The 21,628-nt window shown below is 47.4% G+C and carries 25 protein-coding genes; 8 read left to right on the top strand and 17 right to left on the bottom strand.

Annotation, left to right across the window (positions count from 1 at the left end; genetic code table 11):
* The first annotated feature begins 8 nt into the window (after positions 1-8).
* From EKN16_RS21570 to EKN16_RS21585, 4 genes are read left to right on the top strand one after another with little or no spacing between them, the layout of a single operon-like run.
* Complete coding sequence (locus EKN16_RS21570; protein ID WP_125662019.1) at positions 9-848, top strand: ABC transporter ATP-binding protein; 840 nt, start codon at positions 9-11, stop codon at positions 846-848.
* Positions 781-1,545, top strand: coding sequence for an ABC transporter permease (locus tag EKN16_RS21575; protein WP_232015919.1), 765 nt, complete (start codon positions 781-783; stop codon positions 1,543-1,545). Before EKN16_RS21570 ends, EKN16_RS21575 begins: the two co-directional genes overlap by 68 nt.
* Positions 1,546-1,575: 30 nt before the next feature.
* Positions 1,576-2,619 (top strand): ABC transporter substrate-binding protein, encoded by a 1,044-nt coding sequence (locus EKN16_RS21580; protein WP_125662025.1) that lies wholly within the window; start codon positions 1,576-1,578, stop codon positions 2,617-2,619.
* Between the two features lie 25 nt (positions 2,620-2,644).
* The gene (locus tag EKN16_RS21585; protein WP_125662028.1) at positions 2,645-3,571 is read left to right on the top strand and encodes an MBL fold metallo-hydrolase; all 927 of its coding nucleotides are present in this window, start codon (positions 2,645-2,647) and stop codon (positions 3,569-3,571) included.
* Positions 3,572-3,783: 212 nt separating this feature from the next.
* Here the strand turns inward: EKN16_RS21585 and EKN16_RS21590 are convergent, their stop codons facing one another.
* The 4 genes from EKN16_RS21590 to EKN16_RS21605 form a co-directional block, all read right to left on the bottom strand.
* On the bottom strand, positions 3,784-4,911 hold the full coding sequence (locus EKN16_RS21590) for a hypothetical protein (protein WP_232015920.1): 1,128 nt from the start codon (positions 4,909-4,911) through the stop codon (positions 3,784-3,786).
* Positions 4,912-4,999: 88 nt separating this feature from the next.
* Positions 5,000-6,112 (bottom strand): SPFH domain-containing protein, encoded by a 1,113-nt coding sequence (locus EKN16_RS21595; RefSeq protein WP_125662034.1) that lies wholly within the window; start codon positions 6,110-6,112, stop codon positions 5,000-5,002.
* A gap of 335 nt (positions 6,113-6,447) precedes the next feature.
* The gene (locus EKN16_RS21600; RefSeq protein WP_125662037.1) at positions 6,448-7,848 is read right to left on the bottom strand and encodes a hypothetical protein; all 1,401 of its coding nucleotides are present in this window, start codon (positions 7,846-7,848) and stop codon (positions 6,448-6,450) included.
* Positions 7,849-7,904: 56 nt separating this feature from the next.
* Complete coding sequence (locus EKN16_RS21605) at positions 7,905-8,333, bottom strand: hypothetical protein (RefSeq protein ID WP_179955556.1); 429 nt, start codon at positions 8,331-8,333, stop codon at positions 7,905-7,907.
* A gap of 108 nt (positions 8,334-8,441) precedes the next feature.
* Here EKN16_RS21605 and EKN16_RS32410 point away from each other — a divergent pair, with 108 nt between their 5' ends.
* Positions 8,442-8,612, top strand: coding sequence for a hypothetical protein (locus EKN16_RS32410; RefSeq protein WP_164522927.1), 171 nt, complete (start codon positions 8,442-8,444; stop codon positions 8,610-8,612).
* Between the two features lie 4 nt (positions 8,613-8,616).
* Here EKN16_RS32410 and EKN16_RS21610 read toward each other — a convergent pair whose 3' ends face one another.
* From EKN16_RS21610 to EKN16_RS21630, 5 genes are all read right to left on the bottom strand, one after another.
* Positions 8,617-9,357: a hypothetical protein gene (locus tag EKN16_RS21610; RefSeq protein ID WP_125662040.1), complete on the bottom strand. Its 741-nt coding sequence runs from the start codon at positions 9,355-9,357 to the stop codon at positions 8,617-8,619.
* Between the two features lie 28 nt (positions 9,358-9,385).
* Entirely contained in the window at positions 9,386-10,063 is a 678-nt protein-coding gene (locus EKN16_RS21615) for a polymer-forming cytoskeletal protein (protein WP_164522928.1), read from the bottom strand.
* 14 nt (positions 10,064-10,077) lie between these two features.
* A complete protein-coding gene (locus tag EKN16_RS21620; RefSeq protein WP_179955557.1) occupies positions 10,078-10,707 on the bottom strand; it encodes a YhbD family protein in 630 nt (209 codons plus the stop codon).
* A 245-nt stretch (positions 10,708-10,952) separates the two neighbouring features.
* Entirely contained in the window at positions 10,953-11,393 is a 441-nt protein-coding gene (locus EKN16_RS21625) for an SRPBCC family protein (RefSeq protein WP_125662045.1), read from the bottom strand.
* Positions 11,393-11,953, bottom strand: coding sequence for an SRPBCC domain-containing protein (locus EKN16_RS21630; RefSeq protein ID WP_311545730.1), 561 nt, complete (start codon positions 11,951-11,953; stop codon positions 11,393-11,395). Before EKN16_RS21630 ends, EKN16_RS21625 begins: the two co-directional genes overlap by 1 nt.
* Before the next feature lie 768 nt (positions 11,954-12,721).
* Between EKN16_RS21630 and EKN16_RS21635 the strand changes: the two genes are divergently transcribed.
* The gene (locus EKN16_RS21635; RefSeq protein ID WP_125662048.1) at positions 12,722-13,792 is read left to right on the top strand and encodes a bifunctional 3-deoxy-7-phosphoheptulonate synthase/chorismate mutase; all 1,071 of its coding nucleotides are present in this window, start codon (positions 12,722-12,724) and stop codon (positions 13,790-13,792) included.
* Between the two features lie 245 nt (positions 13,793-14,037).
* Here EKN16_RS21635 and EKN16_RS21640 read toward each other — a convergent pair whose 3' ends face one another.
* From EKN16_RS21640 to EKN16_RS21650, 3 genes are all read right to left on the bottom strand, one after another.
* Positions 14,038-14,226 carry a hypothetical protein gene (locus EKN16_RS21640; protein WP_125662051.1) on the bottom strand — a complete coding sequence of 63 codons (189 nt, stop codon included), beginning with the start codon at positions 14,224-14,226 and terminating at the stop codon, positions 14,038-14,040.
* Between the two features lie 48 nt (positions 14,227-14,274).
* Positions 14,275-14,532 carry a hypothetical protein gene (locus EKN16_RS21645; RefSeq protein ID WP_125662053.1) on the bottom strand — a complete coding sequence of 86 codons (258 nt, stop codon included), beginning with the start codon at positions 14,530-14,532 and terminating at the stop codon, positions 14,275-14,277.
* A 180-nt stretch (positions 14,533-14,712) separates the two neighbouring features.
* Positions 14,713-15,162, bottom strand: coding sequence for an SRPBCC domain-containing protein (locus EKN16_RS21650; protein ID WP_125662056.1), 450 nt, complete (start codon positions 15,160-15,162; stop codon positions 14,713-14,715).
* A gap of 129 nt (positions 15,163-15,291) precedes the next feature.
* Here EKN16_RS21650 and EKN16_RS21655 point away from each other — a divergent pair, with 129 nt between their 5' ends.
* The gene (locus tag EKN16_RS21655) at positions 15,292-16,125 is read left to right on the top strand and encodes a helix-turn-helix domain-containing protein (protein ID WP_125662059.1); all 834 of its coding nucleotides are present in this window, start codon (positions 15,292-15,294) and stop codon (positions 16,123-16,125) included.
* A gap of 101 nt (positions 16,126-16,226) precedes the next feature.
* Here EKN16_RS21655 and EKN16_RS21660 read toward each other — a convergent pair whose 3' ends face one another.
* The 5 genes from EKN16_RS21660 to EKN16_RS21680 form a co-directional block, all read right to left on the bottom strand.
* Positions 16,227-16,994 carry an SDR family NAD(P)-dependent oxidoreductase gene (locus tag EKN16_RS21660; protein WP_125662062.1) on the bottom strand — a complete coding sequence of 256 codons (768 nt, stop codon included), beginning with the start codon at positions 16,992-16,994 and terminating at the stop codon, positions 16,227-16,229.
* 20 nt (positions 16,995-17,014) lie between these two features.
* Positions 17,015-17,881, bottom strand: coding sequence for a fumarylacetoacetate hydrolase family protein (locus tag EKN16_RS21665; protein WP_125662066.1), 867 nt, complete (start codon positions 17,879-17,881; stop codon positions 17,015-17,017).
* A 19-nt stretch (positions 17,882-17,900) separates the two neighbouring features.
* Positions 17,901-18,902 (bottom strand): galactitol-1-phosphate 5-dehydrogenase, encoded by a 1,002-nt coding sequence (locus tag EKN16_RS21670; protein ID WP_125662069.1) that lies wholly within the window; start codon positions 18,900-18,902, stop codon positions 17,901-17,903.
* 24 nt (positions 18,903-18,926) lie between these two features.
* Complete coding sequence (locus EKN16_RS21675; protein WP_125662072.1) at positions 18,927-20,075, bottom strand: mandelate racemase/muconate lactonizing enzyme family protein; 1,149 nt, start codon at positions 20,073-20,075, stop codon at positions 18,927-18,929.
* A 79-nt stretch (positions 20,076-20,154) separates the two neighbouring features.
* Positions 20,155-20,793, bottom strand: coding sequence for a GntR family transcriptional regulator (locus EKN16_RS21680; protein ID WP_125662075.1), 639 nt, complete (start codon positions 20,791-20,793; stop codon positions 20,155-20,157).
* 83 nt (positions 20,794-20,876) lie between these two features.
* Here EKN16_RS21680 and EKN16_RS21685 point away from each other — a divergent pair, with 83 nt between their 5' ends.
* Positions 20,877-21,509 carry a GntR family transcriptional regulator gene (locus EKN16_RS21685; protein WP_125662078.1) on the top strand — a complete coding sequence of 211 codons (633 nt, stop codon included), beginning with the start codon at positions 20,877-20,879 and terminating at the stop codon, positions 21,507-21,509.
* Positions 21,510-21,628 lie beyond the last annotated feature (119 nt).

Genomic DNA, 21,628 nt, shown 5'->3' on the forward strand with positions numbered 1-21,628 from the left:
GAATCAGCATGATCCAGATTCAGGGCGTCAGCAAGACATTCAAACAGAGAGACGGAGGACAATTCACTGCAATCGAAGATATTTCGATTACGATTCGCAAGGGAGAGTTCCTTTCCATATTGGGCCCTTCAGGCTGTGGGAAGTCCACACTGCTTAATCTGGTGGCAGGCCTCGAGCAAGTAGAGACCGGTACCGTTGAGGTACTTGGAAGGAAGATCACAGCTCCCGGCCCCGACCGGATCGTCGTCTTTCAGGAGCATGCCTTATTCCCATGGTTAACGGTACTCGATAATGTGGCATTCGGTTTGAAGCAGCGAGGCGTCCGCAAGAAGGAGCGTCATGCGCTCGCCATGGAACAGATCAAGCTCGTCCATCTGGGCAAATTCGCGAACCGCTATCCGCATGAATTATCGGGAGGCATGAAGCAGCGCGTGGCGATTGCCAGAGCACTTGTGATGGATCCCGAGATCCTGCTGATGGACGAACCTTTTGCCGCTTTAGACGAACAGACACGGCTGCTACTGCACCAAGAATTGGAAGACATATGGATGAAGACGGGAAAAACGATTCTATTCATCACCCATAATATTAGAGAAGCCGTCCTCTTATCCGATCGCGTGTTGGTCATGTCAACAAGGCCAGGGCGAATCAAGAAGGAATATCCCATTCAAGCGGCGAGGCCGCGAAATTCGGGCGACTCCGTCCTCCATCATATCGAGAGCCGCATCATGGAGACGTTAGCCGATGAACTGGAGAAAGTGGCAAGGGAGGAATACGGCAGTGAATACATTCTGGAAAAAAGCCATCTTTCTGTTTCTGTTGCTTCTAACTTGGGAGATCGCATATAGAACGATGAATTGGGGCTGGAGATTTCCATCCGCCCTTCAAACCCTCCAAACCTTGTATGACGGAATCGTAAATGGACAATTAATTGATGCAACGCTCGGCAGCCTAAGGCGCATAATGATAGCCTTTGCCCTCTCCTGTATCATCGGAACGACACTCGGTGTGCTGTTTGCCCGGAACCGTTTGCTTGATGAGACTTTTGGGTTTGTTGTCGTGGCCTTGCAAACGGTACCGAGTATCGCATGGCTCCCTTTCGCCATTATCTGGTTCGGTCTTAACGATTTTGCCGTCGTGTTCATCACGACAATCGGGGCGACTTGGACCATGACGATCGCCAGCCGAAGCGGAATTAAGAATATTCCCTCCATCTACCTCAAGTCAGCCCAAATGTTCGGGACGGGCCGCGGATTCAAGCTGTTTTATCAAGTGATGGTGCCTGCTGCCATTCCACAGCTGATTACGGGGATGCGCATGGCGTGGGCATTCGCGTGGAGAGCGCTTGTATCCGGCGAATTGATTGCCCGTGGAATCGGACTGGGTCAAATGCTGGAAGAGGGACGGAACATTGGCGACACCGCGCTCATGCTCAGCATTGTACTCGTTATTGCGGTGCTCGGAACGATATCCGATCATCTCGTCTTTAAACGGATTGAAGAGCGGATTTGGATGCAATACGGCCTTCAAACGTCAAAATCATAAAACAGATAATTGAAAAGGAGAAGATGTATTATGAAAAAAACCCTCGTGCTATCCATGGTAATCCTATTGTTCATCGCTATCCTATCCGGATGCGGCTCTGCAAACAACCAAAAGTCAGACGTCTCAACTGCATCTACTGGGGCAACAGTCAAAATTGGCCTGCTGAAGAATGTCACCCATGCACCTGCATTCATAGCTATCAAAAACGGTTATTTCCAAAAGTATTTCGGGGACAACGTCAAGATCGAGGTTCAAGGCTTTAATAACGGATCTGATTTCTCGACGGCGATGGCAACGGGGCAAATCGATATCGGCTTTGTCGGACCCAGCCCAGTCATCAATCAATATGTGAGAAGCCGTAATCTCAAGATCATCTCCGGGTCCAACAACGGCGGGGCTGTACTGGTGGTGCGAAAAGGAGCAGGGATATCGAGCGTGAAGGACTTGGCTGGCAAATTAGCGGCCGTTCCGACCAAAGGAAGCACGAACGAAATTTCACTTCGGCTTCTCTTGGAACAGCAAGGCTTGAAAGTAACAACGGATAAGTCCGGTGTTCAATTGATTACCATGGCGCCAGCAGACACACTTGTGGCTATGAAGCAAGGGCAGGTCGATGCGGCTCTACTGCCCGAACCGTGGGGGACTCAGATTGCGAACGAAGGTATCGGCGAAATCCTAGTTGATTGGGATAAAATACCACCCAACGATGGGAACTATCCATTGACCATTCTTGTTGCGAGTGACGACTTTCTGAAAGACCATCGTGATTTGGCCAAAGGGGCGATTCACGCTAACCTGGATGCCATCGATTTTATACAGAAAAACCCGGAGGAAACATACCCACTAGTCAGCGACGAATTGAAAGAGTTGACTGGTAAGGGACTGGATGTTGAGCTTATTAAGATTGCTTTGAAGCATCTCAAGCTGACGACAGATGTTGATCAAAAAGCATTGGAATCGATGGCTCAAGTGGCTGTCGATGCCGGCTATGTGAAAGGTGTCGATAAAAACGGCCTTGATCAAAGCGGCTTAATCGACTTGTCGATTCTGAAGGAAGCTCTGGATGGGAAATAAATTGACTTAAAGGGGATACCAGCTCATGTATATACAACCTCAGCATAACTTGCAGCCCGAATTCCATGAACAGTTAACTGTCATTCTTCTAGGAACGGGATCGCCTCGCGCCTTTTATGGGCGGGCAAAGCCCAGTGTCGTCGTACTTGCAGGGAACAAAACCTTTCTAGTCGATTGCGGCGGGGGCGCGGTTGACCAGATGATCAAAGCAGGCGTGATGCCCCAGCGCGTGTCCGATGTGCTTTTTACCCATCATCATTACGATCATAATGCCGGTTTCTTCGATGTATTCATTACCAGCTGGCGGACTCATATTACGCCCGAGCGCGTTTACAAAGGCCGATCGGTTCCCATGCAAGTATATGGTCCGGAAACAACGGAAGCCATTATCGGCAAGATGCGGGAGTCTTTCGAGTTCGATGTGAAGCTTCGAGTCAGTTATAATCTGTCGGACAAAGCGGGGTCACAGATCGAATATACGGAATGCAATGAAGGGGTTGTCTATGACAAGGACGGTATTAAGATTACCGCCTTTGAAGTCGATCATCGTCCCGTCTATCCAGCCGTTGCTTACAAGTTTGAATATAACGGCAAGTCGGCGGTTATTTCCGGAGACACGATTCCAGTGCCGAATATGATTAAATATGCAGCCGGGACGGATCTGTTGGTGCATGAAGCCTACAACAAGCCCTGGTTGGATGAGCTGATCGCGCAATACCCGGAGCAGGCGCAGGCCCTTGCGAATCCCGCGAAGTATCATACAACCACACTGGAAGCAGCAGATATCGCAAGGCGGGCAGGCGTCAAACATCTTGTCCTTACCCATCACATCCCTGCACCGGCCACTACTGAAATTGCCGAACAAGCATATATCTCAGGTATGAGTGAAATCTATGAGGGCCCTATTACGGTGGGGCGAGATCTGATGTCCTTTGATTTAGGAAGAGATTGAGAAGGCAGCCTAAGATTGAGAAGGTAGCCTTCATCTGCTCTTCCCATCGCGACAATCGAGCACAGGACATAAGCAACCTCACAATATAGAGATAAACAAAGAGGACACCGCGGATGGTGTCCTCTCTTTCTATTCGCATATTCCAAATCTCTCGCTTGTCTAATGATTAGGTTCCAAGCTCTTGAATGAATCCTATTGACTTTATATCGTTCTCATTTTGGGGAGTTATTCTTAAGCTCTTGCGACGGACCCTGATTGTGCACCAGCCCCGAGCCTTCGGAAGAGCGAGCATTCCGCACCGCATCGGCGATCCAGAAGGAAAAAAAGGTGGCTATCAGGAGACAGATCACGATAAACCGCATGATTTTCCAAGGACTTCTCGGCACGTAGCCGGTGACACTCCCTGACTCTCCGTTCACCATGTAGCGGTACCTATTGTTTTTGTACATATAGTTCGCAATCCACACGGGCAATAAGATGTGCTTATAAGTCCGGTCGATGTATCTCGTGCGGATGTCCAGTTTACGGATTTCGTCTCCACCGATCTCACTCCGGATCTCGCTTTCCAGCTTGGTATCCACGCGGGATTTTGCCTGCTCCCAGCCCGCCTCGAGGGAGACGGTATAGCGCTCCGCAATAAACCCGCTCAAATACTCGGGCTTGTAAGGGGTTAGCTGGTCGAGTTCGAAGTCGTTCAGCTTCTGCAGCAGTATGCTGTCGTATTGTTCGGAGGCAGGGATGAGCATATCGTCGTAAAATTGCTCGTAATTGCCATTGGTCCAGTGCCATACCGTGTAACGGACTCTCTCCGTGTACGTTTCGGACTTGCCGTTGACGACGCGGGTACGAGTCTCATCCCTGTAGTGATAAACGCCGACCTCCGCCTTATATGATGAATCCGTATTCGTGTCGAACGTCCAATACGGCACGTAGATCCCGTTCAGATTGGAATTGACGGACCGTTTCTTAAATTGGTTCGGGATAAACCACTTTCCTTTGCGCCAGAGGTTGAAAGCTTGGGCAGCTTGGTCCCGGGAAATTTGGAATGGAATTAAGGATTCCGGGCGGATGCTGCCCGGATTGCCCTGCGGCAGCACCTTGGGTGATCCGCAGAACCCGCACACAGCCGCGGTTTGAGTGGCAGGCAGCAGCATTTCACCGCTGCAGTTGCTACACTTAATCAACTGCTGCTCCGTACCCCAATCCTTCAAAGAAGAGTCGTCTTCGTCGGCGAAATTGAGCTCGTATTCCTCCGGCTCTTCTTCCGTACCGTCTTCGAGAATCTTCTCGTTACCGCAATAGCGGCATTTCAGGGTCTGGCTGGCTGTATCGAACTGCATCTGGCCGCCGCATCCTGGACACGGAAAGGTAGTTGTCGTCTGATCTTGCGTCAATATTGGTCCATTTTCCCCCATCTCGAATCACCCTTTACACTTTGGTGCCGCAGCCGGCGCAGAACTTCGCTCCCGGAGTCAGTGAGTTTCCACATTCCTTGCAGAATCGGCGCTCGGGGCGGGCGGTTCCGCACTCCGGACAAAATTTGTCGTTCGCCTTCAGCGAATGGCTGCAATTGCTGCATGGCTCGGTACTGCCGTCTTGACCCGGAACGGCAGAGTTCTGTGCCTGATTCGGATTGGTAGTCTGGGCGTTTCCGCCAGTATCGGCTGCTTGGGGCTGCTGCCCAGCTCCGGTCATCATCTGGTTGATCATTTGCCCCATTGCCATGCCCGCTCCGAGCCCCGCCCCGGCTCCGGCCAAACCGGCGCCGGGGTTGTTGGCCGCTTCGCGGATCGATTCGGCGGTTTGATACTTCATATATTGATCGAGGTTTCCAGCGATATTCATCGACGATTTGCGGTCGATCATCTTCTCGACCTCTTCGGGCAGGGAAATATTCTCGATGACGAATCCAGTCAGCGCAAGCCCGATCGCCGCGAAATTCGGCTGCATCTTGGCACCGGCCTGCGAACTAAGCTCGTCGTAATGCATGGCTAGATCGATGATCGGGATGGCCGATTCGGCCAGCAGGTCGCTCACGCCCGAGACAATCATCGTTTTGAAGAAGCCGGATATTTGTACCGGATTGAAATCCTCGTGCGAGCCAAGAATTTCCCTCATAAACAAGGCGGGATCCACTACCTTGAATGAATAGTTCCCGAAGCCGCGCGCGCGCACCATTCCGAATTCCTTGTCGCGCATAATGACAGGGTTCGTCGTTCCCCATTTCTGATCGGTAACGTTGGTCGTATTGACGAAATACACATCTGCTTTGAACGGGGAGTTGAAGCCGTGCTTCCACGAATTGAGCGCTGTCAGTACCGGCATGTTCTGCGTACTCAGCTTGTATCTGCCCGGGCCGAACACGTCGGCAATTTTCCCTTCGTTCATGAAGATCGCGGACTGCCCTTCGCGCACCGTCAGCTGCGCCCCCATCTTGATCGCGTTGTCGTTTGCGGGGAAACGATAAACGATCGAATCCGTATCTTCAATCCACTCAATAACTTCGATAAGCTGGCCTCTAATAAATGAAAATAGTCCCATATTTCATCCCCCAATCAGATCATTCTTTTTTCATAGCATTATCGCTTTTCAATACTTTTCATTATAAGGCAAAATGTCGAAGTATGGTATATAATGTCTCCCCATCCATAGAGAACACGACTGCAATCCGTTTACAAAATTAGGGCATAACAAAGCCTCGTCGCCCAAACCTATGGACCCCCGTATCACTTCCGCACTACATATCTATTACCATTATATTTCGATCACTTGTACCATATAAGTTAATAGAAAATAGACACTGCGCGCACAGACGTCAGTGTCCTAAAAGTGAAATTATCGATAATTTGCAAACCATGTAGATACATAAATGTTTATTAGTAGTTTAGTTTCATCAATTCATCCCGAAAAGCCGGCTTTTTGGGGTATTTGGCAAGAAGCAGCCGCGTGATTTGCAGTGCCTCTTCTTTACCTCCGACTTGTTGAAGCCTACGGATGATCCGGCAAACATTTTCATAATGCTTCCTTGTTGTGGATCCGTCTGCTTCTGCTTCAATATGGATAAAGAACAATTCCTTTACTTCCATTGGAAATTGTTGATACAAATGGGAGTGAAACTGTTCAATTCGGGAAGGCTGTTTCTTGACATAGACCAAGAGCTGCGAATATTCCTGCTCCTCCACAAGAATCCGTGTGTATACATCCTTGGGCCATTTGTCCTTTTCCAGATTCTGCAACATGTCCTGATAAACAGCTTTCCATTCGACAGGCGGGTAAGTTTCCTTAACCGATTGGTAATACGAGAATTCACTATCCATTACAAGCTCTATTCCAAGCTTACGCTGCATTTCCAAATGTCCGGAATGACAATATGCTTCGTATCTGTGCTTCTTCCATTGTTTAACCAGACCAGGAAGACCCTTGGCATGATCCTGCACTTCTCCTTCTTCAGCCAGACGGATAACCTCATCATTTCGACCGTTTTGGAAAGCGTCCTGAATGGCTAGCTCCCGAAAGTTCGAGAAATGGAGGTGGTTCTTCAGATAATCATGAACCTTATCGTCTTCTTCATAACTCTGTATCAAATGATATCTCATTACGGCCACACGCTCGGCAAAGTAGTTGCTGCCCCAGGTATCTTTGGTTTGTTCAGAGACCATCGTAGAAGCATGATGCTCCCATATTCTGCGCAAATCTACGGTCACAGCCAAACGAGAAGCCGCTTCCAGCAGCGCCAACTGCCAGTCCGACCATTCGTCATAACGCGATTGCTTCGATTCATCCAAAAGCAATTGGAATAGAATATCCCTGTCCTCTTGCGAAATTCGATCACTTTGAAGGATAATCTCATCAATACTTTCCAGACTTTGTTCAATGATACATCCGACTGTACCACTAGAATCATCAACTTCCTGAAGAAAATCGATCATTTCCTCCAATACACAAAGGTTAATCTCTACAGCTCGAACCCACTCAGCATCATCCGTTGCTTCACAAGCTTTCTCGGCTACCATTTTCGCGCCTCCGACTGCTCCGCCAACACTTCGCCAATTGACGAAGCCATGATGATCAGCATGCGCATCGATGGTTGAACGAATTAGCTTCCTGCATTCTTCCAACTCGTCGGTCCCACCGACTTTGGATACATGGAGCTTGACACGTTGTTCCACAACATCAGAATCAGCCGCAAGTGAAAGCAGTATGTTGATCAGACTCTCCTTATCCTCGGCTTCCAGCAGTTGTTTCAGGCTTTTTTTTGAACCCGTTGGTTGTTTCATAATCCTTCCCCCTATCTAATATAACAGGATCAATAAATCTGTTAGACTGTTTAGATTCAAGCTTCATCACTTCCTTGCTGCTGATTAATCCCCTCTAAAGCGGGTTTAAGTTGGGCTTGTCCCGGTATTGGCGGCTTTACATAGTGAGTGGAATAGTGCTGTTCAACTTGGGAGTTACCTGATTTCGAGAAACGCAGCGGACTTTTCTTCCCTTTTCCCCAGGACATATAGGCGGTATATGATTCCTTAAGGTTCATCTCCCTTGCCGTTTTCCGGAATTCTTTCATAATGAAGCTGAATTGACCCAGATTACCGTGAAGAACCCGCTCGAGATAGGGGACCCTTCTGAATCGCCATTCCTCTACAAGCTTCGGAGAGATCTTCTCCATCCCCAAGAACAAATCCAATGGGCTCGCATACCCTTTTTCCCAGATCAATTGATGCACCGTATGACGAACCTTTTTCTGTAACTCTTGTCTATTCAAACGAACTACGCCCTTTCATTTCGATCAACCTCTCTTGAAATATATGATCCCATTTTAGCAGAACAATGTCAGTATGGACATAATTAACCGACAACCAGGAAGCCTTAGGTGATCGTCTATAAAGATCATTTGGCGTTTATAATGAAGCAGAAAATGGAGGCAAGCAAAAAACCACATCCTCACGCGGATGTGGTTTTACATGGTGGAGGCGAGCTGGGGCTGACCGTCGAGCCTTATAGCATTCGGCATGTGGTTTTCATGTTTACGTCATTCCACTAAGGCCCTATATTTTACGGTTCTGTTTCACAGCAGCACCCTTCATCTGCTCAAAATGTTCTTTATACTCCACAAGCTCAATGTCGCATCCCGGCCCAATAATGACATGGTTGCCACGGACGATTTTGGCTTTCGTTTGCTCTAAGTAAATATCATCTCCTTCTATAACGGAAGCTGATAAAATGGCATGAAAAGAAGGTTTGAAAAAGACGTTGAAAGGATTGAGCAGACTCGCTTTTCTGATTCTTATTTTCTCACCGCCGATTTCATTGGCTTGACAATCCTGGTACAGCTTGATGTCCAATTGCCCCGCATTTAACAGCCCTCTAATATCAAACATCCCTCGGGCTCTAAACACTTCCGCTTCACAATCGCCTTGCGTATTCAGCTGCCCTTTCAAGTCCAACTGTTCACCATACAGACTGCCTCGCGTTTCAAATGTCCCCGAGCAGTGGAGTTGTTTCAACTTAACATCTCCACCGATAGTCAATGTTCCAGAAACCTTTATGGCTTCCGCTTGAACATCACCTGAGAATGAACAAGTCCCTACAACGCTTATGTGATTGGATTTTAAGTGACCGTCCATATCCAACGTGCCTATACATTTAAATCTGCTGCACTCCAAATCTCCATTGATATTTCCTTCTCCGACGATATTGACTCTATCGTACATGCCACCTGATACAGAGGAGCTGCCTGTAATCGATAAGTTTCCTTTGGTTAATTTACCTTTCTTTAAGTTGCCCATATAATAGGCCTCCTTTCCTTTAGATGATTTATATCTGTTCCAAACGATTGACTTTAGACCCTTTTTCCTGAAGAAACTTCGCTTTATATTCGACCAATCCAATCTCACATCCAGACCCGATGGTGACATTGGTCCCCCGTACGACCTCAGCCGTTGTATATTCCACACAAACGTTATCACCTTCGATAATTTTGGCTGTTAACTTGTTGCCCAGTGGAATAGAGAGCACCTTCAACCATTTTGCAAAATCGATACCCGGCTGTTTCCGAATTTGTATATGTTCTCCGCCAATTTCAGCAATGTTGCTATTACCTTGCAGTGTGATTTGAATATTCCCCGCATTTAGCACGCCCATCTGCAATCTGCCGCACATATTGAATTTTTCTGTTTCACATTTCCCTTTAACGGAAACCATACCGTTTAATTGGATATTTTCTCCGATCAGATCTCCTTCAATGGTTACTTTGCCATGAATGTGGAGTCGGTCTGAATGCAAATTCCCTTTAACGGCAGCTGTTCCTTTAATATCAGTTGTCGATGCTTTGATACTTCCATGAACATCCGCTTTTCCATTCAAAATGAAGTCATTACAGATGATATCGCCGTCCACTCTTCCGATTCCCTCAATCTTCGCTAAGCGGACGGTGCCTCCGTTTGAAGAGCCTAAACCGGATATGATCAGATTACGCCTGCTTTCTTTCTCCACCGGTCTCACCACCTTTATAAGGTCATTATTTTCAGCTTCAACTCTTCCATGCTCTTGTTTACATTCACTCGAAGAATGATTTTGGCGCCACTCTCAAAATAGAGTTCACTGCCCGCAGACATAAGAAAAAACGCGGAGACACCCATTTTACGGATAAAAATCAAATCGCAATTTCTCCCTTCAAACTTGGAATAATGCTCTTCCAAAGTCCGGAGCATGTATTTGCCTTCATCCAGGTTCATCTCGCCCGTATGCAAACAGTGGTCCAGTAGATAAAGGTACATGATTTGTTCAAAATTGTAGATATCCGATTGGCCAATGTGCTGCTCTGCATATTCCACGGAAATCTTCGAAACAATGTTTCGTTCTATTAGTTCAATTTTACTTATAGATAGCAATGCAGGAACAGACGAGAACATGTCAGCCAATTCATCTAACGTCATGCCATCTTTCATATTTATAATTTTGTCGATTCTAGCCAGCATCCGCTGTTTAGGAAAAAACGTCTCCTGTCCGGTAAAGGCGGATTTATGGATAAACCAATCTTCCGGTACGAGATTTTTACGTTTCCACCGATACAATTGACCATAAGATATGCCAGTGAGTTCTAATAATTCTTTCTTGGAGATCAATTCTTCTTCCACAATGATGCCCCCTTCATCATTCAATGTAACATAACATTGTTTCGTCGTAAAGCAGCTAATAACAATCCATGTTCCAGCACATTCATCCCCCTTTTATGCTCATTCCCTTATTGATTCCCCTTGATCTCCTATCTTGACTCAATTCTGCAGAGCAAAAATCCACAACCTCAAGCGGTTGTGGATTTGCATTGGGGAGGCGAACATTGGCAGTGCATCACCGCAATTCTTTAAAATTGGTTGCTATTTCAAGTTTGTTCTTCCATAATCGTCTTGATTTTCTTCAAATCCTTCTTGTTTGCTCTTCGCATCATAAGAGACATAAACGGTGCAAATAACATTGAAAATCCGGTTGGATTACCTTTGTTTCGTAAAGTCATTCGTGTTGAATTTGCATCGGCTGGCTCCCAGGTATAAATGGTCTCCATGGGAAAAGGTCCATCCGCAGTCTTCATGACAAGCAAACTACCAGGTTTATATGTCACAATTTGATATACATATGCTAGCTGTTTCCCTAAAAATTGCGCCTTAAATGCAATTTTGGAACCAACCTCCAGCGGCTTTGGTGTTCGCCATTCTGCTGATTTAATATTTGTATACCATTCCGGAGCATTGTCCGGGTTGGCTGCATAATCAGATACCTTATCACGGGTACAGTTAATTACTATTTCCGTTTGAACATCAACCATTAGCAGCCTCCTTTTATTCTCCCCCGCAAAGAATGAATGATTGCAACCCGATTTTTTACTTTTTCCATAATTCTTGTCGCTGCTTCCTCCCAATACTTTTTCATACACTCCCTTGTATACACATCCTTTAACTTTTCCTGATGAAAGCTAATGGTGGTCTTGTCTGCGTTCGTTGGATTAGGAATGATACGAATTTGCAGCGTTGATGACTTTTCCCATCCCCTCGGCTGCCATGTCATTCGAAGCTGCTGAAACAGCTTCACCACACGTAATTCTCCACTTATGCCCTCCTTGGTTGTATACCCTTGTCCAACTTGCAGCTCCAGGGCTGACAAATCACCCAACCATAACTTTAGTCCCTCTGGGGAAACCAACAAATCCCATGCCTGCTCCTGCGAAATTGGGAATGTCCTTCGGACGCCGATTTGGAATCCTGCCGAAGCCGTCTGACCTTTCAACGTAATCGCCTCCTTATTGATAGTTAGTAATCGAAATAACATCATCTCGCTTACACCTGCTGCTGCCGCTATTTCTTTAGTTGATACACCTTTGTAGTCCATTCGGACATTAACTGGACCGCTGATAGCAGCAGTTTTTCTTTGTTGTTTAAAGTGTCGCTTAGCTCCATATCATATGTCAATACATGTAAATATAATGTTGCGTTCACACGCACCCCGAGTTTCACGTAAACATCCCTTCGCTGGCCGCATCATGCAACACGACTTCCTCTTGCGCTCTTGCTGCATATCCGATAATCGCCATTCAAGACAAGAACCTCCCGGTATAGTCATGGTCAAAATCTCTTTGCTCTCATCCTTTCCCCTCCACTTGCATATATATATTTTTATGAGTCCTCTCACCTAACCTCTTAGTCGGACTGTGCGCGATACATCCCAGATCATGCTCACCTCAGAGGACTGCTGCTTTACTGCAACAATGCAATTACGCTTTAAATCACCTGCTTGCAACCCTTTCTTCAGATGATATAGAATGCATCTAAATCGTTGTTCATTATGTTCACAGGCATTGAAGGAAAGAGTAAGCAGACCACCATTCCTAACAGGGACGGAGCGCCGAAGACTGAGAGCGCCCGAGCGAATGTCCTGCCGAATTTCACTCCCGAGCCGGTACCTAAGAGATCGCCCGATCATCGGCTTCTTTAGGGATACCCGTACTCCCTGCGTTATAGGGTTAAAAGTGAGACAGCAATGCCTTGATTACCAAGTCATTCCGGTCTAATAAGGGTGGTACCACGACTTCTCGTCCCTTGCGGAGGAGGAGTCTTTTTGTATTTATTTTTCAGCTAAATTTAAAAGGAGTGGGTTACCATGAGTCAAGAAAAATTGGAACAATTACGTGAGCAATTGGATGTATTGAATCTACAGCTACTTGAGATGCTGTCCGAACGGGGACGAATTGCCCAAGAGATCGGTTACGAGAAGGAAAAACAAGGCGTTCCCAAGTACGATCCCGTTCGGGAAAAGAAAATGCTCGACAAGCTAGCTGACCTGAACCAAGGGCCATTCGAACATGAAACCGTCCGCCACCTGTTCAAACAAATTTTCCAAGCATCGTTACAGCTCCAACAAACGGATCACAAGAAACATCTGCTCGTTAGCCGCAAGAAACAACAGGAAGATACAGTCATTACGCTTGGAGATATTACTGTCGGAAGCGGCAAGCCCATGATCATTGCAGGACCCTGCTCGGTTGAAAGCTATGACCAGATGCGTAAAACAGCTGCCGTTCTTAAAGAAGCTGGAATAACCGTCATGCGCGGAGGTGCGTTTAAACCCCGAACATCTCCTTATGATTTCCAGGGGCTCGGCATCGAAGGCTTGAAGATGCTGAAGGAAGTCGCTGCCGAGTTCGGATTGAAAACGATTAGCGAAATCGTAGATCCCTCCCATATTGAGCTGGCCTGCGATTATCTTGATGTGATACAGATTGGCGCGAGAAATATGCAGAACTTTGAACTGCTTAAAGCGGCAGGGGATGTGCGTACCCCCATTCTGTTGAAACGCGGGTTGGCGGCAACTCTCGACGAATTTCTTCATTCTGCGGAATACATTGTATCCAGAGGCAACACGCAAGTCATGCTTATCGAACGAGGCATTCGGACTTACGAGAAAGCGACCCGCAACACGCTCGACATCTCGGCGGTACCGATTCTGAAGCTCGAAAGCCATCTTCCCGTTCTTGTTGACGTCACTCATTCAACCGGACGAAAAGATATCCTAGCCCCATGTGCCAAAGCGGCTCTTGCCGCCGGAGCCGATGGCGTCATGGTGGAGGTGCATCCTGACCCGGCGACAGCATTATCCGACGCCGCTCAACAACTAAACTTCGAGGAATTCAAGCTTTTCTTAGCCGACGTTAAGCAATCTGGACTATTATAAGTCGAGATTTAAAACACAATGTTTAGCTATACGTTGCCGTCACAAGAGGAAAGATCCACTCTTCAAGGATAAAATGGCTTGCACAATTCTTTTATCAGTTAAGTGATACTATAAAAAAATCCACAACACAACAACATAACCTCATGCGGTTGTGTTGTGTTGTGGATTTTCATGGTGGGGACGAACCGTGTCTTCGCAATTCTACAATTCACCGCAGTGTGATAATGCGTAATACCGAACTCATACTACCCTTGCGAATTAACCACCATTTCTTTTGTATCAATTACAAGACCAGCAGCCTTCATAAAATCAAATCCAATAATCCCGTCAATCTCCAGCCCGTAGTCCATACTTCCAATCTCTACTTGAAACTGATCAATGGATTGGCCGTTGAATCTAATGGCTTCCAAGTATTTGGTATAAACGTATTCCACTCCGCCTACACCCCGAATGGTGTCTACAACCGTATTCTTCGGTTATGTTCATCTTGGCCCTCGAACTCCAACATAACGTTCTCTCGCTACCAGTTCCGGTCGTGAGGTGTGGAAGAAGCAATACTCACGTCCAGGTTCTTGCCGGTGCAGCTCGCTGTAGCGATGAAGGGCTTCCGTAGAATCAGTGAACGTGTCGATTACAACGACTTCCTCAATATAACGTTGGCCGCCCTCGGAACGAGCCTTCGTGGCCTCTAGAACAACCCATTCCTCCGGGAACCGTTCCTGTACTTCTTCCCAGCGCATTTCGCCACCTCCAAGGAATTTTTGTTACTATTATTGTAGCATAGCCCAAGCTCAGAGGAATAGAAACCGTATCGGACCCCTGTCCACAAAAAAAAGCCCGAATCCCTTTTCAGGAAAGGGATTCAGGCTTACGAACCTTAGCTTATGAAAACCACAATTCATTGAAGTATAAGTCTCTTTTTACCAACCAAAATCTATCGTTTTACCCGTTTCTGCATAGGTCTTGATGTTACTTAGAATCATCCACCAGCTCTGTTCCGTTTTTGCGAATGAGGGGTGATTCTCTGTAAACTGGTCGTTAATTAATGTTAGTTTCGTGCATTTGCCAACAACCTCTAAACTGACGGTTATCCTGGACTCCAGCTCCGCATGGTTCGGAGTATAAGAAGGACCGGGATGCTCGATACAGCTAAACACTTTATTAGGCTCATAAGCGAGTATGGTTCCATACACATGAACGGTCTCATCACCATCATTGCCTGGACCTACATACTCATAGGAATCGCCCACCTCAAAAGTAGACTTAATTACGCAGCCAAAAAAGGTTTTGCGAGTTCCTTCCGGCGAGACAAACGCATCCCAGACTGTTTCTAGTGGTGCATCAATATAAAACTCGTATTTCAGTTCCATGTGTCTACTCCTCTACAATTCACTTTGTTTGTCATCTTGCCTATTCTATATTCCTATGTGCTACTATAATATAGCTGTTACTAGTATCCTAGTCTTGTAAAAACGCGACAAGTGAAAGGAGTAATCGAATTGAGCTCAAATGTCCATCAATCCAGTATGGGTGTATTGAATTTAAGAGGAGCTGAAAAGAAGTTTCAGCTCACTCGTCATACACCATCCGAGGAAGTTGGTTTTTTTGTCAAACACTTCTGGGTCGTCAGTTGGGATCTCACCGGACAAGAACCCTACTCGCAAGATGTCATCCCTAATCCTTGTGTGAATTTGATCATTGAGAACAATCGAACAGGTATCTTTGGTGCCTCGACAGATAAATACTCCCATTCCCTTAAGGAAAAAGGACTCGTCTTTGGTGCCAAATTTAAACCAGGAGGATTTTATCCTTTTATCAAAAGACCTGTCTCGCAATTAATGAATAATCCTATGAATGTTAAGGATATTTTTGATATAGATGCGTCTACCTTGGAGAAAATGATCCTCTCTCAAGAAGAAGAGGGAACAATGGTTGAACTTGCTGAACGCTTTATCCAGCAGAAGCTTCCAGAAAGAGATAGCAATATCATTCTCGTAAATCAAGTCATCGATCGGATTATCGAAGATCAGGAAATTACGAAAGTCGATCATATCTGCCAGCGATTTAAAATGAATAAAAGAAAGCTTCAACGTCTCTTCGACCAATACGTCGGAGTCAGCCCTAAATGGGTCATTAAGCTTTATCGGCTTCAACATGCAGCTGGACAAATGGATACGGATCACAACCATGACTGGTTGAAACTATCGATGGATCTTGGTTACTATGATCAATCTCATTTTATTAAGGATTTCAAAACGATCATTGGCAAAACCCCTGATGAGTATGTTAGGCAGCAGGTCAGATCCCTGTCCGGTTTGCAGCCTCAACAATAAGGAGCCCAAAAAGGAAGCAAGTCATCGCCTCCTTATGGCCATGGACTTGCTTCCTTATTAGAATCGGTTGTTTAGATGGATGACGAATGTTTCTTGTACAATCAGAGATCGGCGGTCATTCCACCATCTGCTGTTAAAGTAGACCCTGTCATAAACGAATTGTCTGGGCTAGCCGCGAACATAACCACAGATGCGATCTCTTCTGGTTGTCCCACGCGTCCAATCGGCTGGGCTTCATTCCATTGCTTCATAATTTCTTCGCGGGGTGTATCCAGATTCTTAACACTACTCTCTAGCATCGGAGTCTGGACAGCTCCAGGTAGAACCGTATTGACGCGTATATTCTGGCGTGCGTAATCGAGGGCAATGGCCCTCGTTAAAGCAGCAATTCCGGCCTTGGAGGCCGAGTAAGCTGAGTACCCGTCAAGTGTGGCTACAGCATGAACTGAGCTGACGTTGACAATTGCGCCACCTCCGGCTTGAACCATGGAAGGAATGACCTCCCTGCAAAACAGAAAGACGGAGGTCAGATTGTTAGTGATCACTTGGTTCCACTGCTCGAGACTCATTTCGGTAAGACGGATTTGAGGGCATACCGCGGCATTGTTCACCAACACATCAATCTTCCCAAAACGCTCTAACGTCGCTTCCACGACCTTTTTCACATCAGCTTCAACGGCTACATCTGCAGACATCGCAACCGCGTATCCTCCGGTTTCCTCGATCTCCTTCGCAACCATTTCTGCTTTGGAAGCGGTACGGTTAACCACCACAACCTTTCCACCTTGGGCCGCAAAACGATGGGCAACTGCCCGACCGATACCGCCGCCGCCACCCGTTACAATAATGACCTTATCCTGCCAAGTCATTTGCTATCCCTTCTTTCTATCTATTCAGCCACGAATGTATTTCGGAGAGTGCCAATATGTTCTATTGTTGCTTCAACGACATCACCTGGCTTCAGCCATACCTGCGGCTTCTTCCCCATACCCACCCCTGGTGGCGTTCCTGTACTAATGATATCGCCTGGCTGCAGAGTAATTGTGTTCGAAAGGAACGATATTAAATGAGGGATATCAAAAATGAGTTCCTTCGTATTCGAGTTCTGCATCACCTGACCGTTTAACGTTAACGAGATATTTAATCGTCCCGGATTGTCTATCTCATCCGCGCTTACGATCCAAGGCCCCATCGGAGCGAATCCGTCGATCGCTTTACCGCGTGTCCATTGAGGTTCGTTCAATTGAATATCTCTTGCGCTCACATCATTTAACACCGTGTAGCCGAATACATAATTCATCGCAGCCTCTACCGACACCCTCTTAGCCGTCTTGCCGATAACGACCGCCAGTTCCACCTCGTAGTCGCACTGAGTGACCTCCTGCGGAATCACAATCTCATCCTCATGGCCTGCCAGACTATTGTTGAATTTAGGGAACAGCACCGGTACTTTGGGCACCTGTGCATTCGATTCGATGACATGATCGAGATAATTCAATCCGACGCAAATGATTTTCTCGGGATCCGAAATCGGAGCAAGCAGCTGGACTTCGTTCAACTCATAGATGGCTCCACCTTCCGCTAACGATGCCAATTCCTTTGTTGCTTGTGACGGATTTGTTAGTGCTCCAATCAGTTTGCGAACCGTCCAGGGGCTAGTCAAATTGAACGCCCTAACCCGGGACTCCCCCTCCAACACACCCGCTCGCAGTGTGCGGTTAGCATCTTGTCGAAGGTAGAATTGTAATAGTTTCATAGTCATCTATCCTCCAAAATTATAGGCTTAATAAGATTTTTGCAATTTTACCTGGTCCAGTAATTAGCTTCTCAAAGCTGGCGGCGCCTTCGCTCAAAGGAGCCGTCACCGTCCATGGCAGCAGGTTGACTCTACCTTGTCCGATCCACTGCAGCGCCGTTTCGAAGTCTTCCTGCGAGTAAGCGAAAGCGCCCTTCACCCACGTCTCGTTGCGAATCATGTCATTAATGGCAAGATTGCTTGCTGCCTCATGCAGGCCTGTAAATATCACCTTGCCGCCAGGATGCGCGGAAGCGACACTTCTCTGGCGGGTCGCTTCCGCTCCTACGGCATCAATTACAGCATCGAATCCGGCAGCAGAAGTCTCCTCAAGCTGATTTATGTCAGTGACGGCAATACCGCCGAGCTCTCTTGCGATTTCCAGCCGCGATTCGTTAAGATCAACAATGACGATGTCTCGAAGCCCATACACCTGCGCCGCTTGCAGAGCGAATAACCCTATCGGCCCCGCTCCATAAATCAGTAGACGATCCGTCGGTGTCAGCGCAAGCAGCCGGCACACATGGACGGCACATGCGAACGGTTCTGCAAATGCACCTTCTTCTGTTGTCACATGATCAGGCAGACGGTACACATTCTGGACAGGAACGGCTACGAATTCGGCAAATGCTCCCGGCCTATGGGCGCCAAGCAAAGCCCTGGAAGCGCATAGCTGGGATTGGCCGCTGCGGCAATAACGGCAATTTCCGCAAGTGACCAGCGGATTGGCCGTGACACGATCCCCCACCTTAAGACCTGAAAATGACGCCTCTTCGCTGACTTGTTCCACCGTGCCTGCAAATTCATGACCCATGATGAGTGGAGGCTTACGGAGCGAGTTATGTCCCAAATAGCCACCTAGCTCGGAGCCGCAAATCCCCGCCAGCCTCACACGGATCAGCACTTCCCCATGCTGCAGCTCGGGAGCCGGTACCTCCCGGATATTCATGATACGAGGCCCTTCATATACTAAAGCTTTCATCGTAGTTTCTCCTCTTCTCTAAGTCTAATCTACAAGTTCCCGCTTCTCCCAGCCTTGACGGAAGAGGGGCAGCCAATGTCCGGGGTGATAGGGATGCTTGACCGCTTCCTCCAAATTAAGCTCAATACCAAGACCCGGGCTATCCGGGGGCTGTAGGAACCCGTTCTCCACTCGGAATGGAGGCGTCAGCACCTCCTGTGCCCAAGAATGGTTGAATTCGTCGAAAATCTCATGAAGGAAGAAGTTCGGCGTTGCCATATTAAGATGAGCGCATACGACCGAGCATACCGGACCTTGTGCACTGTGTGGAGCCGTCACACCGTTATGCGCATGCACCATCCCGCAGATTTGTTTCGAGGCGCTGAGGCCAAGAAACTGAGGTTCCAACTGAATGATATGAACAGCGTCATGTTTCAGCAATTCTGCGAACTGCTCGCGATTGTAGTAATCTTCTCCAGTGGCGATCGGCACCGGACTGCGCTTCGCCACTTCCACCATCGATGATACTCGGTGTGGAGGCACAGGCGCTTCGAACCAGGTGGGATTGTAAGGGGCCATCGCATCGGCGAACTGCAGCGCCGTATGCACGCTAAATCGGTTGTGTCCCTCGATCAGAATGTCTACATCTGGCCCGACTGCTTCGCGGACTGCGGCAATATTGCGAATCGCACTTGCAAAATCTACCCGCTCGACCGTCCGCCACGCCGCTCCGAACGGATCGAATTTAAGTGCTGTATAACCCTTGGCTACCACTTCTTTTGCTTGGTTATGAAAACTTTCATCGTCCGATCCGCCGCGGTACCAGCCGTTAGCATAGCAACGCAGCTTGTCGTGGCAGCGCCCGCCAAGCAGCTTGTATATCGGCTGGCCCATTGCCTTGCCCATAATATCCCAGCAAGCCGTCTCCACCGCTGCTAATGCTGAGCCTTGAATTTGACCGCCGTCGGAGTAGACGTCACGGATCATTTTGAGAGAAATGGCTTCTACATCGAAGGGATCCATGCCGATAACTAAATGCTTCAGTTCATGGATAGCCGTTTCCACCGTCTTGGCAAAACCGTTCAAAGTCCCCTCTCCAAGTCCTGTAATTCCCTCATCGGTATGAACCTGAACGAACAGCCAATTTTTCCATGAATTTCCTAGAATGTACGTGCGAATATCAGTGATTTTCATGCTACGATAACCTCCTGTTTGGTTTAATGGTAACGTAACATGAGCGCCTCATACGCACAAGATGTCTAACTTGTATACATCAGATCATGATTTTCTTTACAAACTCGATATGCTTCACAATCAAGTCTACCGTTAGCGCCGAATCATTGCCCGCCAATGCATCCCTGATCAATCGATGCTCTTCCATGCTGCCCCAAAGACGCTTCTTGTTCCTAATGAATGTCGTTCTAACTGCCATCAAGAATTTGTCTTGAATACGGGACATGGCGTCTAAATACTCTTCATTATCGAGCGCGGAAATGATCGTTTCATGGAATTGACGATCCAGTTCTACATATCCGATGATGTCATCATTCTCCACAGCCTGATACTGAAGCTTGAGATTCTCATCCAGTCGGGCGAGGAACAACGCGTCTAATTTGCCGGTTAGCTGGTTCACCGCATATGTCTCCAAAGAAAGACGCAGCTGGTAGATCTCCATGATTTTCTTAAGCGATACCTCTTGCACGACTATTCCTTGATTCGGAGACAGCTTCACAAGCCCCATCATCTCCAGCCGGTCCAGCGCTGAACGAATTGGAGTTTTGCTCATCTGCAGCAATTCGCTTAACCATTTCTCCGACAGGAAGGTACCTCCTTCCCACTCTCCATTCACAATGCTTCGCTTCATGCGTTCATAGGCAACTTCTTTTAACGTTCGGCCAGGGACTTCGGACATACATAGCCTTCCTTTCAGCTCATAGATTCGTTATGATAATGATACCACTAGACGATCACATTCCTGAAGGGGGATAACCCAGATTGGGCACTCCGACTTTGCGCCAGCAAGCATACGTAATGATCCATGAGTGGATCGTAACCGGAAAATTGCCTAAGGGCACGGTTACTTCCGAGGTTCAAATTAGCCGCTCTTTGGATATGAGCCGCACACCGGTTCGAGCTGCGTTGCAGCAATTGGAATTGGAAGGCTACCTTCGGATCGTCTCTAAACATGGCATTCTCATCTTAGATTCGTCTTCCCAAAGAGTTAGCGATCTGTTGGAGCTTATCGCATCGCTGGAATTATTTGCTGTAAACAGCATTTGGATTTCGATGCAGCAAGAAGATCTCATCGCGTATTCGAACAACAAGAAAGAAGCTTTTCAAGTTCTCCTGAGATCGGAAGGAAATAACGGGGCGGCGTTGATTCAATTCGAATATGATATGCTTCTGGAGATCCTCACCCTCTGCCATAACACCGAGATGCTTACACTGTTTCGGAACGTGACAGCAAGGCTTTTCTGGGCGCTGAATGAGAAGAGATGGCATACCCCTTATCATTTGGAAACCAGAAGCCACGTCCAGGAACTTATTCTCTCCCTAGGAATAAGTGCCGATCACTTTCGCACGGCCCTGTTTGTATACATCCAGCATTTAAAGCAAACATGGACGTAATCATGCGGCTATACATGTGGAGTCCGCACTAATGCCATACAAAGCAAGCCAGACATGACCGCGGGGCGGATGTGCCTGGCTTGCTTATTTTAAATTTCATATCCAAAAGCCAGCCTACT

The organism is Paenibacillus baekrokdamisoli (assembly GCF_003945345.1).
In the GTDB taxonomy this organism is placed as follows: Bacteria; Bacillota; Bacilli; order Paenibacillales; family Paenibacillaceae; genus Paenibacillus_Z; species Paenibacillus_Z baekrokdamisoli.

What these genes read in the sequence shown, in the direction of transcription:
- EKN16_RS21570 (WP_125662019.1), top strand. Translation starts at nt 9, where the DNA reads ATGATCCAGATTCAGGGCGTCAGCAAGACATTCAAACAGAGAGACGGA.
- EKN16_RS21580 (WP_125662025.1), top strand. Translation starts at nt 1,576, where the DNA reads ATGAAAAAAACCCTCGTGCTATCCATGGTAATCCTATTGTTCATCGCT.
- EKN16_RS21585 (WP_125662028.1), top strand. Translation starts at nt 2,645, where the DNA reads ATGTATATACAACCTCAGCATAACTTGCAGCCCGAATTCCATGAACAG.
- EKN16_RS21590 (WP_232015920.1), bottom strand. Translation starts at nt 4,911, where the DNA reads ATGCAGTTCGATACAGCCAGCCAGACCCTGAAATGCCGCTATTGCGGT.
- EKN16_RS21595 (WP_125662034.1), bottom strand. Translation starts at nt 6,112, where the DNA reads ATGGGACTATTTTCATTTATTAGAGGCCAGCTTATCGAAGTTATTGAG.
- EKN16_RS21600 (WP_125662037.1), bottom strand. Translation starts at nt 7,848, where the DNA reads ATGAAACAACCAACGGGTTCAAAAAAAAGCCTGAAACAACTGCTGGAA.
- EKN16_RS21610 (WP_125662040.1), bottom strand. Translation starts at nt 9,357, where the DNA reads ATGGGCAACTTAAAGAAAGGTAAATTAACCAAAGGAAACTTATCGATT.
- EKN16_RS21625 (WP_125662045.1), bottom strand. Translation starts at nt 11,393, where the DNA reads ATGGTTGATGTTCAAACGGAAATAGTAATTAACTGTACCCGTGATAAG.
- EKN16_RS21630 (WP_311545730.1), bottom strand. Translation starts at nt 11,953, where the DNA reads ATGGACTACAAAGGTGTATCAACTAAAGAAATAGCGGCAGCAGCAGGT.
- EKN16_RS21635 (WP_125662048.1), top strand. Translation starts at nt 12,722, where the DNA reads ATGAGTCAAGAAAAATTGGAACAATTACGTGAGCAATTGGATGTATTG.
- EKN16_RS21645 (WP_125662053.1), bottom strand. Translation starts at nt 14,532, where the DNA reads ATGCGCTGGGAAGAAGTACAGGAACGGTTCCCGGAGGAATGGGTTGTT.
- EKN16_RS21650 (WP_125662056.1), bottom strand. Translation starts at nt 15,162, where the DNA reads ATGGAACTGAAATACGAGTTTTATATTGATGCACCACTAGAAACAGTC.
- EKN16_RS21660 (WP_125662062.1), bottom strand. Translation starts at nt 16,994, where the DNA reads ATGACTTGGCAGGATAAGGTCATTATTGTAACGGGTGGCGGCGGCGGT.
- EKN16_RS21665 (WP_125662066.1), bottom strand. Translation starts at nt 17,881, where the DNA reads ATGAAACTATTACAATTCTACCTTCGACAAGATGCTAACCGCACACTG.
- EKN16_RS21670 (WP_125662069.1), bottom strand. Translation starts at nt 18,902, where the DNA reads ATGAAAGCTTTAGTATATGAAGGGCCTCGTATCATGAATATCCGGGAG.
- EKN16_RS21675 (WP_125662072.1), bottom strand. Translation starts at nt 20,075, where the DNA reads ATGAAAATCACTGATATTCGCACGTACATTCTAGGAAATTCATGGAAA.
- EKN16_RS21680 (WP_125662075.1), bottom strand. Translation starts at nt 20,793, where the DNA reads ATGTCCGAAGTCCCTGGCCGAACGTTAAAAGAAGTTGCCTATGAACGC.